The organism is Rheinheimera gaetbuli, from assembly GCF_054781935.1.
The window spans coordinates 1-13,687 of the sequence record NZ_BAAGTL010000046.1; the positions used below are offsets into that span (position 1 = coordinate 1).

The window sequence follows — 13,687 nt, forward strand, 5'->3', positions numbered from 1 at the left end:
CCGGACATGAAGCCCGGTTTATTTAAAACGAAATTATCGGTCTATAGGGCTAATTGTCCCTGATGAATGTTGACCGATGACATGTGTATATATTTGAGTTGTCTTCAAATCCGTATGCCCTAACAGCTCTTGAACTGTACGAATGTCTGTTCCCGCTTTTAAAAGCTGCGTTGCGAAAGAGTGCCTGAATGTGTGTGCGGTAACGTGTTTCTGAACACCTGACCGTATAATACCATTCCATCTTAAAGTTTGTTCAGTACAGCCCACTCTCTAGAGCACATCTTGATCACTCGATGGGTATCGCTGATAAAGCTGTTCCAGTCAATGCCGACCGCTCCAATTTCAACTTCACCATGCTTTCTAATGCCAAGCCGCAGCATGGTCAATGTCCGGTTAAAATCGATTTTAGTGCAAGAGCCGCAGAGCCGCGCGATGCGATTAAAGGGCAAATCGCTCGGATTTACTTTTACATGCACGACCGTTATGACCTCAACATGTCTCGCCAACAACAGCAGCTTTTAATGGCTTGGGATAAGCAGTTTCCCGTTACCGAGTGGGAGCGCGAGCGAGATAGACGCATTGCAAAACGTATGGGGCATTCAAATCCCTTTGTAACCGGAGAGCGCACCTGGTCTCTTGGGCATAAAAACCGCGCTGAGGGTGTGGTAACCCAGCTGCTATCAAGGCAAACCCATGCACCCATTGAGATAAAAACATCTTTTAAAACAGATTGTTGCTCCATAGCACCGATTCCTTTTTGTGCAACGTAATTAAAAAGTTAAATTATAGTGATTAATTTATGCATTAAAAGAGGCGAAAGCAAGAAATGGTGTCAGGGTAACTATCTAATAACAAATGCGGGAAGGTAATGCTTACTAGATTCTGCAACCAGCAACGTTATACTTACTCTCAAATAAGGGCTTGGAGCTAGCTATGACTGAACCAACTACTTATCCCGGTAACGAGCAAGACTACAAAGGCTATCACGCCGACTGGCCGCAAACCGTACGTGAGTTGGCAGGATGCTGGCAGGAGTTACCGCAGCAGGAAGAACTGCGTGCAGGGCAAGGCAAAGATATACCGCGAGAGTCGCTTTGATTTTTGGGCTAAATCCTTTAAATAGCGTTCCTACTTTGCCTGCTTACCATTGCAATAAAACCTCTTTGTGAATAATTTTGCTACTGCGCCGGGTTGACTAAAAACCCCGCTTAACGCCCTTGCTGGCGCTGCTGCAACCGGCCAGAATAGCGCCATCTTGCAGTTGAGGTGGTTATGGTTAATCTGGCGTTGCTGGGCGCGTTTATTCCGACGTTTTTGTTTGTTTCGGTTACCCCGGGCATGTGCATGACACTGGCGATGACGTTGGGCATGAGCCAGGGCGTGCGCCGTACGCTGTGGATGATGTGGGGCGAAATGCTCGGCGTGGCGTTGGTGGCAATACTGGCGGTGTGCGGTGTGGCGGCGATAATGCTGCAGTTTCCGGCTTTTTTTCAGGGTTTTAAAGTTGCCGGTGCGGTATATCTCACTTACATAGGCCTGCAAATGTGGCGTGCTAAAGGCAAACTGGCGTTGCCGCAACCAGGCGAGCTGCCTGCCACGCTGGCGCGGCGTACTTTATTTAGCCAGGGTTTTATTACGGCAGTGTCTAACCCCAAAGGCTGGGCGTTTCATATGGCGCTGCTGCCGCCCTTTATCGATAGCCAGCTGGCATTCTGGCCGCAGTTGCTGGTGTTAGTGGCAATTATTCTGTTGCTGGAATTTGGCTCTATGTTGCTGTACGCCAGTGGCGGCAAAGCTTTGGCGCTGTTTTTTAGTAAAACTAACCGGGTGCAGTATTTAAACCGCATCGGCGCCAGCCTGATGTTTGGCGTGGCGCTGTGGATGTTACTTGGCTAATACCGCATAGCACCGCGGTGAGTTTAACCGACGTCACGCCAGTTTAAGCCTGATGCTAAAGCGGGTAGAGCGCGCATCTGATTCGACGCTTAACTGGCCCTGATGAGCATCGACTATGGCTTTGGTAATGGCTAGGCCCAAACCCGAGCCTTCTATCTGGCGTTGGCGCGAGGCGTCAGCACGATAGAAGCGATCGAATAAAAACGGCAAATGCTGTGGCGGGATCGGCTGGCCCGGGTTTTCTACCGTGATGGTGGTGCTGTCGGCTGCTGCGGTGGTGCTGACGGTAATGGTTTCGCCGGGCGGGGTATACCTAAGCGCATTGGATAATAAATTGGTCAGGGCGTGGCGCAGCAAGGTGCGATCTGCCTGCACAATAATATTGGCACCGTGATAGCTAAGGCCAACCTGACTTTCTGCCGCCCAGGCTTCGAAAAAGTTGAAAATTGCGGCCACTTCCTGCTTTAGCTCCAGCGGCTGCTTTTGCAGTGTTAACAGGCCATTGTCACTTTTGGCCAGCCACAGCATATCGCTAATCATTTTATTCAGCCGCTCCAGCTCTTCCAGATTGGAGAACAGCAGATTCTGGTACTCGTCGGCGCTGCGCGCGCGCGATAAGCTGACCTGCGTTTGCGTGATCATATTGGTCAGCGGCGTGCGCAGCTCGTGGGCGATGTCGGCACTAAAGTGCGACAGCTTGGTAAACCCCTGCTCCAGCCGATCTAACATCAGATTAAAAGACTGCACCATGTGGCGCAGTTCGGTCGGGACCTCGCCCGGGGACAAGCGAATATCCAGTTTACTGGTTTGAATATCACGCATTTGTTCGCTAAGGCCTCTGAGTGGATTCAACCCCTGATGCACCGCCAGCCAGGCCGCCAGCAAGGTGAGCAGTGCAGAGCCGAGTAAAATCAGCCCCAGGCTGCGCTGTAACTGCGCCAAGAAATGGGTATGAAAACTGATATCAATAGCAGCAATTACCTTATAGTGCTGATCTGCCGTGGTCAGGCGGCTGAACACACCGCGATAGGCTTTGCCGTCCAGCTGCCAGTGGTGGATGGTTTTGGCATTGTAGTCGGCGCTGGCCGGGGTGTTGGCAGCCAGCAGGCTTAAGTCAACGTCGGCATTGCGGTACAGTAAGCGGTTTTGGCTATCCATCACCTGATAGTAAACACCGTGATGGCCCGATACCGCTTTGGCCAGCGTCTGTGCCGGCTGTTGCTGGCCGTCCTGAGCGGTAGTCAGCGTGTGCTCAACCGCGTGCAGGATCACGGCTAATTCGTCGGCGTCCTGCTCGATAAAGTGATGTTCGACTGAGCTGAGCAGTAATTGCTGCACGAAGAACAGGCAAATCGAAATGGTTAGCGCGACAAAAAGTACCACGCGAACGGTGATCGAGAGAGGGCGTTTGCCAGCTTTATGCATCAGTTTGCTCATCGTCCAGTTTATAGCCCATACCGCGCACGGTGTGGATCAGTTTTGCCGCAAAGCCATCATCAATTTTGGCGCGCAAGCGGCGGATAGCTACATCGATAACATTGGTGTCGCTGTCAAAATTCATATCCCACACCTGCGAGGCGATAAGCGAGCGTGGCAGTACTTCGCCGCGGCGGCGCATCAGCAGCTCAAGCAAGCTAAATTCCTGATTACTCAATGTTATTTTGGCGCCGCTGCGGCTGGCTTTACGCTTGGCGATATCCAGTTGTAAATCGGCGACCTGCAATAATTCTGACTGCGGTACGGCCTGACCACGCCGTAGCAGGGTTCTGACCCGGGCCAGCACTTCAGAGAAAGCAAAGGGTTTGATCAGGTAGTCGTCGGCGCCAAGCTCCAGGCCTTTTACCCGGTCGTCGACACTGTCGCGGGCCGACAGAAACAGTACCGGCGTGTGGTTATGGTTTTCTCTTAGCGCCTGCACAATGCGTAAGCCGCTGACGTCCGGCAGCATCACATCCAGCATGATTAAATCGAAATCTTCTGTCATCGCCAGATGATGGCCATCCAGGCCATTTCTGACCAGTGACACCTGAAAACCGGCTTCGCTCAGGCCTTGCTTCAGATAGTCGCCGGTTTTTTGTTCATCTTCCACAATCAGCAAACGCATCTTGTCATCTCCAAACATAGCTTTGGCAGTATTAGGCCATAAACTGCCAAACAGCAACATGACAGCAAGATTACAACTTTGTCATGTTCAGGTCATGCTGCTGACAGTTTCGTCCTCTACACTGCTACGCATATAGAGAGTATTGGAGGTTGCAGATGATAAAGGCTAACACCATGATGCCGGTATCGGTTTCACGGCGCCGGTTTGTGCAGGGGCTGGCGGTGGGCGGCGTGCTGGCCACTTTTCCGCATATCGTCAGGGCGGGTAGCGCCTTTAAAGATAATGCCTTTACCGGCTATGCCACTGAGCTCAGCGGTAACGTGATTGATTTAACCATCGGCGAAGCGCTGGTAAATTTTACCGGCGTGGTCCGTAAAGCCACCACCATCAATGGTTCGATACCGGCACCGACCTTACGCTTGCGCGAAGGCGATGAGGTCACCATACGGGTAACCAATACCTTGTCGGTGCCCAGCTCAATTCACTGGCACGGTATTATTTTACCCTACCAGATGGACGGCGTACCCGGCATGAGCTTCAGAGGCATTATGCCCGGCGAAACCTTTGTCTATCGTTTTACGTTAAAGCAAAGCGGCACGTACTGGTATCACTCGCACAGTGGCTTTCAGGAAATGACCGGCATGTATGGCGCGCTGATCATTGAACCCAAAGCGCAGGATGTAATTGCCGCCGATCGCGAATATGTGGTGCAGCTGTCAGACTGGACCGATGAAGATCCACATACGGTGTTTCGCAAATTAAAAGTGCAAAGTGATTTGTACAATTTTAATCAGCCAACAGTGCAGGACATGCTGCGCGATATCACTGACAGAGGGCTGGACGCGGCGCTGGCAAAACGGCAGATGTGGCAGCAAATGCGCATGAATCCAACCGATTTAGCGGATTTGTCAGCCGCTGTCTTAACCTTCTTAATGAATGGCAGCACACCGCTGGCCAACTGGCGCGGTTTATTTAAGCGCGGTGAGCGCGTGCGGCTGCGGTTTATCAATGGCTCCAGCAACAGCTTTTTTGATGTGCGTATTCCCGAGCTGAAAATGACCGTGGTGCAGGCTGACGGCCAGAATGTGCACCCGGTGACGGTGGATGAATTCCGCTTTGGCCCGGGCGAAACCTATGATGTTATCGTGTCGCCACAAGCGGATGCATACACCATTTTCGCCCAGAGTATGGACCGCAGTGGCTATGCCCGCGGTACCCTGGCCGTGGCCGAGGGCTTGCACGCCCCGGTGCCGGCACTGGATCCGGTGGAGTGGCTGACGATGGCTGACATGATGGGTAATATGAACCATGGCGCAAGCGACAGCCACAGCCACGGCCACAGCGCGATGGCGCACGGCAATGGCGCGGAAGATCATAGCCAGCATGGTGCTATGGCTATCGATCACAGTCAGCATGGCCCGGCGGTGCCTTATGCCAAAGCCAGTTCAACTGTGCGTCATGCCAGCACCGAGTATGGCCCGTCGGTGGATATGCGGGTGGATATGCCAAGAACCAACCTGGACGATCCGGGCATTGGTTTGCGCAATACCGGGCGGCGCGCGCTGACCCTGGCCGATTTACATTCGCTGGACGGTATTATTGAACCGGGCGGCCCGGAGGCGGAAATTGAGCTGCATCTGACCGGCAATATGGAGCGCTACACCTGGTCATTCGATGGCTTAGAGTTCAGTAAAAGCACACCGGTGCATATGAAGCACAATCAGCGTATCCGGGTGATCTTGCAAAACGACACCATGATGACCCACCCGATGCATTTGCACGGTATGTGGAGTGATCTGGAAAGTGACAACGGTGCCGTACAGGTACGCCGCCATACCATTCCGGTGCAACCGGCGCAGCGCATCAGCTTTTTAACCACGCCGCATGATGTCGGGCGCTGGGCCTGGCATTGTCATTTATTGTTCCATATGGATGCGGGTATGTTCAGAGAAGTGGTGGTGTCATGAAAACAGCCAACGTAACGCTAACCTTGTCGCTGCTGGCGCTGGCCTGTACTGTGGCGCTCAGCCCTGGCGTGGCAGCGCAGAACGCCACTGAGAAACCGCCGGTACCAACGCACAGTGGCATGGACCACAGCAAAATGGACCACGGCAAAATGGATCATAGCAAGATGAACCACGCTGAGCAGGCGGTTGACCATAGCCAGACGAACCCTAGTGACATGGATCACAGTCAGATGGATCATAGCGGCATGGACCACAGTAAAATGGGCCACGCTGAGCAGGCGGTTGACCATAGCCAGACGAACCCTAGTGACATGGATCACAGTCAGATGGATCATAGCGGCATGGACCACAGTAAAATGGGCCACGCTGAGCAGGCCGTGGATCACAGCAGTATGGATCACAGCACGATGAACCATGCCGATATGCAGATGCAAGGCGGTAAGGCGCCGGCTAATGCCCGCGATCCACATGCCTACTCCAACGGCTACACCCTGACTGACGGGCCCTATGGCATGGCCGATTCACGCCATTTAAAGCACGGCGTTGAACATCCACAGTGGTCCGTGCTGGGCGATCGGCTGGAATACAATGCCGACAGTGAAGCTGGCGAACTGGAGCTGCAAGCCTGGTATGGTACGACCTATGATCGGTTGGTGCTGAAAACCGAAGCTGAAGTCAGTGACGGCAAGCTGGAAGAGAGCAGCACCGAGCTGTTATGGAGCCACGCGATAGCAGCCTATTGGGATGGTCAGCTTGGGCTGCGCCTGGATCAGGTTGCCGATGGCACCAACCGGCAGTGGTTAGCATTGGGTGTGCAGGGTTTGGCGCCGTACTGGTTTGAAGTGGATGTCACGGCTTATCTGGGCACTGGTGGTCGCACCGCGTTAAGTGCCGAAGCGGAATATGAGCTGCTGTTAACGCAGCGCCTGATCCTGCAGGCCCGGGCGGAGCTGACAGCCTATGGCAAAGACGATGAGGTCAATCAGCTGGGTAAAGGCCTGTCTTCACTGGGGGCAGGGCTTCGGCTGCGCTATGAATTCTCCCGCCAGTTCGCACCCTATGTCGGGGTAGAGTGGCATAACAAATATGGTAACACGGCAGATTTTGCCCGCCTGCAGGATGCATCGACAGCAGAAACATCCTGGGTTGCCGGTGTGCGTTTCTGGTTTTAATAGATCAGGGTTTTAATAAATAAGGTGATCAACATGAAAAAATTAATCCCGCTGCTTACTCTGCTCTGTTTGGCGTTTGCCGGGCCTGTGCTGGCGCATGTTAAACAAAGCGGCTCGGTGCCGGCGGATAACGCCATGCTAATGCAGGCACCGGATGTACTCAGTATCAGCTTTAGTGGCCCGATCCGGCTGACGAAAGTCACGCTGTTGCACGATAACGGTAACACTGTCGATTTTGGCTTTACGCCCACCGCTGTCGCCACGCAGTTTAGCTGGCCGTTGCCAGTGCTGGAGATCGGTAGTTATCAGGTTAACTGGGTAGGTTTGGGCGAAGACGGTCATAAAATGAAAGGTGATTTCAGTTTTATGCTCCACGCCGGCGCTGACGCCGGGGTGAAAGCTGATAGCGCGCACGCGCATCAGCACTAGATGGCTTGAGATTGGCGATGTTTAGCGATACCTGGGTATTAGCCTTATTCGCCCACAAGCTGCTGAGTTATTTAGCGGTTAGCGGCAGTATTGGTGCGGCGTTTTTGCTGCAGTTGCCGGCGCTGGCTCAGCCACCGTCTGATAGCCTTGCCTTTTGGCTGTGGTTAAAACGCCTTGTACTGGGGTGGTCGGCCGCAGGTATGGTGCTGGCGTTACTGTATCTGCCGCTGCAGGCTGGTGCGCTGGCCGAAACAGGCGTAGCTGGCATGGCCGACAGGCTGATGCTACAGATGGTTTGGCAATCGGCAATGCGCACCCAGCTGCTTTTATGGTTATGCGGTTATGCAGCGCTGTGGCTTTGGGCCCGGCGCGTTAAACACAGCGGCAACACGGTGAGCATTGCGCTTGTTAGCCTGGCTGCGTTTTTGCTGGCCGGCAGTTTCAGCCAAACCGGCCATGTGGCCAGTTTGGCAGGCCTGTGGCAGCTGTTACTGACGCTGCATGTGCTGGCAATAGCGGCCTGGGTAGGCTCCTTGCTGCCGCTGTGGCAAAGCTGTTACCGCTTGGCACCAGACAGGCTGCTGGCGCTGATGCAGCAGTTCGGTCAGGTTGCGCTTTATCTGCTGGTATTGCTTATCAGCTGTGGCGTGTTGATCTTACTGCAACTGCTTGACCCACTTAGCCAGTTGTTTGTAACCGATTATGGCCGTTTGCTGCTGTTTAAGCTGATGTTGGTCGCGGCCATGTTACTGCTGGCCGCCTGGCATAAATTTAAGCTGGTCAACGCGCTGGCGAAGCATCAGAACAGCCGCTTGCTGGCACGGTCTATTTTTATCGAAATGCTGTTGGCGCTATTGGTTCTGGCAACCAGCAGCAGCTTTACCACTGTGGTGGGCTTAGCACATTAAGCCTGCTTTATTCTAATAATTACAACAGGATACCTAATATGTTTCGCAATAAAATTCAAACCTTGTCTGCCATCAGCCTGGGCCTGGCGTTGCTATGCCCCGTTAGTGTGCAGGCGCACGGCAATGAAAAGCATGCCGCCCCGGCCTTGTTTGTCGGCGAAAGCACCGCTGCCGCTCAGGCGGTAAAAGCGTTTCATCAGGCGTTACGCGCTGGTGATGCCAATGCTGCCCGCGCCATGCTGGCAGATGACGTACTGATTGTCGAAGGTAATGGCGTAGAGCGCTCGGCAGATGAGTATGCCAGTCACCATATGCTGGCCGATATGAAATTTATGGCGGCGGTACAGGTAGAGGCGCTGGAACATCAGACCAAGGTGCTGGGCAAGGTGGCCTATTCGGTTAGCCGCAGCCAACTGACTGGCGACTATAAAGGCAAGCCGGTTGACGTTATCAGTAAAGAAACGCTGGTGCTGGTAGATAACGGCGACGGTTGGAAGATCGTGCATGTGCACTGGTCGCACTAAGGCAACAGCGGGAGAGCACTATGAAGTTAACTCTGATAGCGGCAATGCTGGCAGCCACTGCGCTATTGGCTGGTTGTAAAGACGCCGGCCCGGCTAAACCGGAAACTACAGCTTTGTCCGACAGTGCTGGCAATGCGGCAGCACTAACCCTCACGGTATACAAAACGCCAAGCTGCGGTTGCTGTAAAAAGTGGGTATTGCACCTTGAACAGCAGGGAGTGGTTGCACACACGAAAAATTATGATGATTTAAGTGGCATTAAAGCCCGCTACGGTATCTCACCACAGTATTATTCCTGTCACACCGCCGTATCGGAGCAGGGCTATGCTTTTGAAGGCCATATCCCTGCTAAATACATCCGGCAATTCCTCGCTGAGTCGCATCCGGATGCGATTGGCCTGAGTGTACCGGCGATGCCGCTCGGCTCACCGGGCATGGAGGTCGAAGACCGCTTTATGCCGTACGACATTCTGCTGCTAAACAAAGATGGCAGCGCCAGCGTCTACGCCCACATCAGCGATGCTTCGATGCAGTAGCCAATAATAGGCGCTTAAAAAAACACCACTTTAAAAGTGGTGTTTTTTTATTGAAGCACGATAATGTCAGCCGGGTTTCGCCAGTTGCTGCAAGATATGGCAATGTGGGCTGCCATCGCCCCGGCAGCTGTCGGCCAGCGCCGTCAGCACCTGCTGCATATGCTGCAGCTCGGCAATTTTGTCGGCAATTTCATCCAGGTGTTGCTGAGCCAGCTGTTTTACCACCCGGCTTTCACGCTGTGGGTCTTGCCATAATGCCAGCAGCGACTGGATATCGTGTAACGAAAACCCCAGGTTGCGTGCCTGACGAATAAAACGTAGCTGGTTAATTTGCTCACTGTTGTAAAGCCGGTAACCGGCATCAGTGCGTGGTGATTTTCTCAGCAAACCGGATTGCTCATAGTGCCGGATCATTTTGGCGCTTAAGCCACTCTCTTTTGCCGCATCACCAATGGTCAGTAAGGTCGCCATTTGCTGCTCCTTGTTAAAAAGACATGCGTTGCAAACGCAGGGCATTGGTTACCACCAGCACACTGCTACAGGCCATCGCTGCGCCGGCAATCACCGGGTTTAAAAAGCCCAGCGCCGCCAGCGGTATACCGATAGTATTGAAGGCAAAGGCCCAGAACAGATTTTGCTGAATATTACGGTAGGTTGCACTGGCGAGCAGCAGTGCTGTCGCAACCAGTTCCGGGTCGCCACGCATCAGCGTAAATGCAGACGCACTGACCGCAACATCGGTACCTGTTGCCATCGCGATACCTAAATCAGCTTGAGCCAAAGCAGGGGCATCATTAATGCCATCGCCCACCATCGCTACTTTATAGCCTTGCTGCTGATAGGCCGCTACGGCTTGTGCTTTACCCTGCGGCAGCACTTCGGCGTTAAAGTTATCCAGCCCCAGCTCTTTGGCAACATACTCGGCGCTGGCCGCTGAATCACCCGTTAACATGGCAACCTGAATACCGGCAGCTTGTAATTTATGTACCGCATTTTTTGCCTGGGCTTTGGCTTTATCGGCAAAACACAGCAAACCGAGTAATGTCGTGCCCTGAGCAGTTTTCTCTGCCAGCCAGGATACCGAGGCGCCCGGCACTGCGATAAGGTCTTGCGGTAATGTCAGCCCCATCTCTCTCATCCAGCTACCTGAGCCCAGCATTACCGCACGGCCTTTGACGTTAGCTTTCACGCCTTTTCCGGCCACTACAGCAAAATCCGATACTGCCAATAAATCGACATTGTGGTTGATAGCATAGCTAACAATTGCTTTGGCCAGTGGGTGTTCGCTGTACTGTGATAACGCATAGGCCAGTGCGGCCAACTCAGTTTCGTTGTTAAGCGCATTCAGCTGCGTTAATACGGGTTTACCCTCGGTGAGGGTGCCGGTTTTATCAAACACCACATAATCAATTTTTGTCGCCTGCTCCAGCGCGACAGCATCTTTCACCAAAATACCCTGGCGCGCCGCTGTGCCGGTACCGGCCATAATGGCCGCCGGAGTGGCCAGACCCAAAGCACAGGGACAGGCTATAACCAATACCGCTACTGCATTAAGAATACCTTGCTGCCAATCGGCAAACGCCAGACCCCAAATCAGCACGGTGGCTAAGGCGACCAGTAATACTACCGGTACAAAGATACTGCTTATCTTATCCACCAGGGCTTGCACTGGTGCTTTCGCGCCCTGAGCCTGCTCTACCAGGCGGATAATTTTTGACAAGGTGGATTCTGCACCTAAGGCGCTGGCCTCGAACTCCAGCCGACCATCGAGATTAACCGAGCCGCCCGTCACTTTATCGCCAGAGGTTTTATGCAGCGGCACACTTTCGCCGCTGATTAGTGCCTCATCCACGTGGCTGCTGCCCTCTGTCACTATGCCGTCGGCCGGTATCCGTTCTCCTGGCAGCACCTGAATGCGATCACCTTTGAGCAGCTCAGCCGCTGCAATACTGTGCCAGCTATTATTGCGCCAGACCCTTGCTGATGTCGGTTTTAAGTTTTCCAGTGCTTGCAGCGCATCGGTCGTACGCCGCTTGGCGCGTTTCTCCAGTAACTTACCCAGCAGTACCAGGGTTAATACTGCCGCGCCACTTTCAAAGTACAGGTGTGGTGCGCCATGATGCCCATCAAAGCTGTACCACAGATAGAGCGATAAGCCATAAGCGGCACTGGTACCCATTGATACCAGCAGGTCCATATTGCCGGTGCCCGCTTTCAGTGCATGCCAGCCGGCTTTGTAAAAGCGCGCGCCAAAGTAAAATTGTACCGGTGTTGCTAACAGCCATTGCCACAAGGCAGGCAACATCCAGTCGGCACCGAACAGCATGCCCACCATCGGCAATACTAACGGCAGGGTGAGTAAGGCAGCACCGATCACTGGCCAGCTGTCACGCTGATAAAAACGTCGTGGTTGAGCAGGGGAATTTTGAGCCTCAGGCGAAGCCTGGCTGAGGATCAGCTCATACCCGGCATCGGCAACGGCCTGTTTCAGGGCGCGGTCTTCTGTGGCGGGTAACAGGGTCAGGCTTACCTGCTCTGTAGCCAGGTTTACTGACGCGCTTAGCACACCAGGCACCTTTAACAGGCTTTTTTCCACCCGGCCGGCGCAAGACGCACAGGTCATACCCTTTACCGCATATTGCCGGTTAGCCGTGTCCAGTTCATAGCCGGCACGGGTTACCGCTGCACTAAGCTCGTCAAAGCGGGCATCGCCTGCTACCGTTGCGATGTCTGTTGCCAGGTTGACGCTGGCTGAGGTCACGCCGGCCACAGCGCGCAGTGCATTTTCAATCCGATTCGCGCAGGACGCACAGGTCATGCCCTTTATTGCAAGTTGTATTGTTGCTGCCATATCCGTAACTCCAGGTTGAGAAATGTTATCAGGCATAACAAGACTAAACCTTACCATTATGGCAAGGTCAAACAACTTTCAAAAAAACTTAAAATAGCGGCTTGACTGTACCACAGTGGCAAGCATTAGCTTGTGTCATGAACACACCACAGGAGAGAAACACTATGAAATTCCATATCGCTGACATGACATGTGGCCACTGCGTTAGCATGGTTACCAAAGCCATCCTCACAGCAGATGGTGATGCAAAAATACAGACTAACCTGACCGACAAAACGCTGCAGCTCAGCACGGAACTGAGCTCTGCAGAGGTAATGGAGGTCTTAACAGAGGCGGGATATCCGGCGACAGAAGTCAAAGCCAGCTGCTGTAATCCGGCGAACACCTGCCACAGCGCCTAACGAAAAAGCCACCTTAAGGTGGTGCTAAATCCCAGCTGTTTGAGGAGTTTATAAATAGCGTTGTGGTGGTACTCCACACCAAACTCGGTTTTGATGTAGTGAAGAATTTTCTCGCCGGTCAGTCTGCCACCTTGCTCACTTTGGCTATGCGATTCAATAAACTCGCCTAATTGCTTTTGCTGTTGTGCGCTGAGATAAGGAATCCGCCCCTTTGCTTTGCGGGCTTCAAGACCATCCAAGCCCGCTTCAAGGTAACTTGACACCCAGTTATTGACGCTGGTGCGGCTGACCTTCTATTGATTAGCGACTTGTGTGCGGTTTTTACATTCAAGGAATTGCGCGATCGCGAGTAAACGCATGCGTTTACGCGCATTTTTCTCCGCTCGGGAGAGCTTGAGGAGTTCTTCAGCGGTTTGATTCATAAAGCTAAGCGAGTGATTATTCGAAACCTGAAATTAGAACAGAAAACTAGACGGAATGGTATAACAGCGCTCCTTAATTTCTTTGTTAGGGACGTCCAATGCAAGTGATGGCGGCAAACATATCCATCCACTGGATGCTTACACCTGACAGATGATGGGAATATAAATTGCCACTTAAAATCAGAAATTGCGTAAGGGTATTTTCGAGCGAGCCCTGGCGGGAGACTTGTTTTACCCTCACCTTCGCAAAGATCCTTTTCATGAAGATCACGAACCTTTTCAATATGCAATTTAAGGGGTTCAACAAGCTTTTCAGGTAACATCGTGACTCGATCTTTACCGCCTTTGCCACGAAATACATACAGTATCTCTGCAACACCAAAAAAGCGGTAAGTTGTCAGTTTGTATAACAAGGCGCTATTGTCGCCGCATGCGCGGCTGGGACGGCTTACGCTGCGCTTCAGCCGCCCCAAAGCT

At 53.0% G+C, this 13,687-nt stretch carries 15 protein-coding genes and 2 pseudogenes; 10 read left to right on the forward strand and 7 right to left on the reverse strand.

The features are described 5' to 3' along the window. Positions 1–33 precede the first annotated feature (33 nt). Positions 34–267 carry a tyrosine-type recombinase/integrase gene (locus ACYVIC_RS19695; protein ID WP_008950847.1) on the reverse strand — a complete coding sequence of 78 codons (234 nt, stop codon included), beginning with the start codon at positions 265–267 and terminating at the stop codon, positions 34–36. Positions 268–293: 26 nt separating this feature from the next. On the opposite strand from ACYVIC_RS19695, the gene ACYVIC_RS19700 reads away from it, so the two are divergent. The 3 genes from ACYVIC_RS19700 (at position 294) to ACYVIC_RS19710 (ending at position 1,896) form a co-directional block, all read left to right on the forward strand. After that, entirely contained in the window at positions 294–770 is a 477-nt protein-coding gene (locus ACYVIC_RS19700; protein ID WP_460862700.1) for an endonuclease I family protein, read from the forward strand. A 163-nt stretch (positions 771–933) separates the two neighbouring features. Next, the gene (locus ACYVIC_RS19705; protein ID WP_157999935.1) at positions 934–1,098 is read left to right on the forward strand and encodes a hypothetical protein; all 165 of its coding nucleotides are present in this window, start codon (positions 934–936) and stop codon (positions 1,096–1,098) included. A 174-nt stretch (positions 1,099–1,272) separates the two neighbouring features. Next, on the forward strand, positions 1,273–1,896 hold the full coding sequence (locus ACYVIC_RS19710) for a LysE family translocator (protein ID WP_460862703.1): 624 nt from the start codon (positions 1,273–1,275) through the stop codon (positions 1,894–1,896). Positions 1,897–1,929: 33 nt separating this feature from the next. Here ACYVIC_RS19710 and ACYVIC_RS19715 read toward each other — a convergent pair whose 3' ends face one another. Next, complete coding sequence (locus ACYVIC_RS19715; protein ID WP_008950842.1) at positions 1,930–3,321, reverse strand: Cu(+)/Ag(+) sensor histidine kinase; 1,392 nt, start codon at positions 3,319–3,321, stop codon at positions 1,930–1,932. Then, positions 3,314–4,000, reverse strand: a complete 687-nt coding sequence (locus ACYVIC_RS19720) for a heavy metal response regulator transcription factor (protein WP_008950841.1) — start codon at positions 3,998–4,000, stop codon at positions 3,314–3,316. Before ACYVIC_RS19720 ends, ACYVIC_RS19715 begins: the two co-directional genes overlap by 8 nt. A gap of 155 nt (positions 4,001–4,155) precedes the next feature. On the opposite strand from ACYVIC_RS19720, the gene ACYVIC_RS19725 reads away from it, so the two are divergent. The 6 genes from ACYVIC_RS19725 to ACYVIC_RS19750 are packed head-to-tail and all read left to right on the forward strand — an operon-like array spanning position 4,156 to position 9,536. Next, the gene (locus tag ACYVIC_RS19725; RefSeq protein WP_445426669.1) at positions 4,156–5,967 is read left to right on the forward strand and encodes a copper resistance system multicopper oxidase; all 1,812 of its coding nucleotides are present in this window, start codon (positions 4,156–4,158) and stop codon (positions 5,965–5,967) included. After that, positions 5,964–7,139 carry a copper resistance protein B gene (locus ACYVIC_RS19730; protein ID WP_460862705.1) on the forward strand — a complete coding sequence of 392 codons (1,176 nt, stop codon included), beginning with the start codon at positions 5,964–5,966 and terminating at the stop codon, positions 7,137–7,139. The genes ACYVIC_RS19725 and ACYVIC_RS19730 overlap by 4 nt, the downstream gene beginning before the upstream one ends. 33 nt (positions 7,140–7,172) lie before the next feature. Then, entirely contained in the window at positions 7,173–7,568 is a 396-nt protein-coding gene (locus ACYVIC_RS19735; RefSeq protein WP_008224208.1) for a copper resistance CopC family protein, read from the forward strand. 17 nt (positions 7,569–7,585) lie between these two features. Continuing rightward, on the forward strand, positions 7,586–8,476 hold the full coding sequence (locus ACYVIC_RS19740) for a CopD family protein (protein ID WP_460862708.1): 891 nt from the start codon (positions 7,586–7,588) through the stop codon (positions 8,474–8,476). Between the two features lie 38 nt (positions 8,477–8,514). Beyond that, complete coding sequence (locus ACYVIC_RS19745) at positions 8,515–9,000, forward strand: YybH family protein (RefSeq protein WP_147904812.1); 486 nt, start codon at positions 8,515–8,517, stop codon at positions 8,998–9,000. Positions 9,001–9,020: 20 nt separating this feature from the next. Further along, positions 9,021–9,536 (forward strand): DUF411 domain-containing protein, encoded by a 516-nt coding sequence (locus ACYVIC_RS19750; RefSeq protein ID WP_215398801.1) that lies wholly within the window; start codon positions 9,021–9,023, stop codon positions 9,534–9,536. Positions 9,537–9,602: 66 nt separating this feature from the next. Here ACYVIC_RS19750 and cueR read toward each other — a convergent pair whose 3' ends face one another. Both cueR and ACYVIC_RS19760 read right to left on the reverse strand, forming a co-directional pair. Then, complete coding sequence (cueR, locus tag ACYVIC_RS19755; RefSeq protein ID WP_460862711.1) at positions 9,603–10,007, reverse strand: Cu(I)-responsive transcriptional regulator; 405 nt, start codon at positions 10,005–10,007, stop codon at positions 9,603–9,605. Between the two features lie 13 nt (positions 10,008–10,020). Continuing rightward, the gene (locus tag ACYVIC_RS19760) at positions 10,021–12,387 is read right to left on the reverse strand and encodes a heavy metal translocating P-type ATPase (RefSeq protein WP_147904808.1); all 2,367 of its coding nucleotides are present in this window, start codon (positions 12,385–12,387) and stop codon (positions 10,021–10,023) included. 164 nt (positions 12,388–12,551) lie between these two features. Between ACYVIC_RS19760 and ACYVIC_RS19765 the strand changes: the two genes are divergently transcribed. After that, positions 12,552–12,788 (forward strand): heavy-metal-associated domain-containing protein, encoded by a 237-nt coding sequence (locus ACYVIC_RS19765; protein WP_092797183.1) that lies wholly within the window; start codon positions 12,552–12,554, stop codon positions 12,786–12,788. Here ACYVIC_RS19765 and ACYVIC_RS19770 read toward each other — a convergent pair. Together ACYVIC_RS19770 and ACYVIC_RS19775 are read right to left on the reverse strand one after the other, a co-directional pair. Further along, positions 12,785–13,054: pseudogene (locus ACYVIC_RS19770) on the reverse strand (helix-turn-helix domain-containing protein); the annotation flags it as partial. The gene ACYVIC_RS19765 and the pseudogene ACYVIC_RS19770 overlap by 4 nt on opposite strands. 152 nt (positions 13,055–13,206) lie before the next feature. Then, positions 13,207–13,687: pseudogene (locus ACYVIC_RS19775) on the reverse strand (hypothetical protein); the annotation flags it as partial.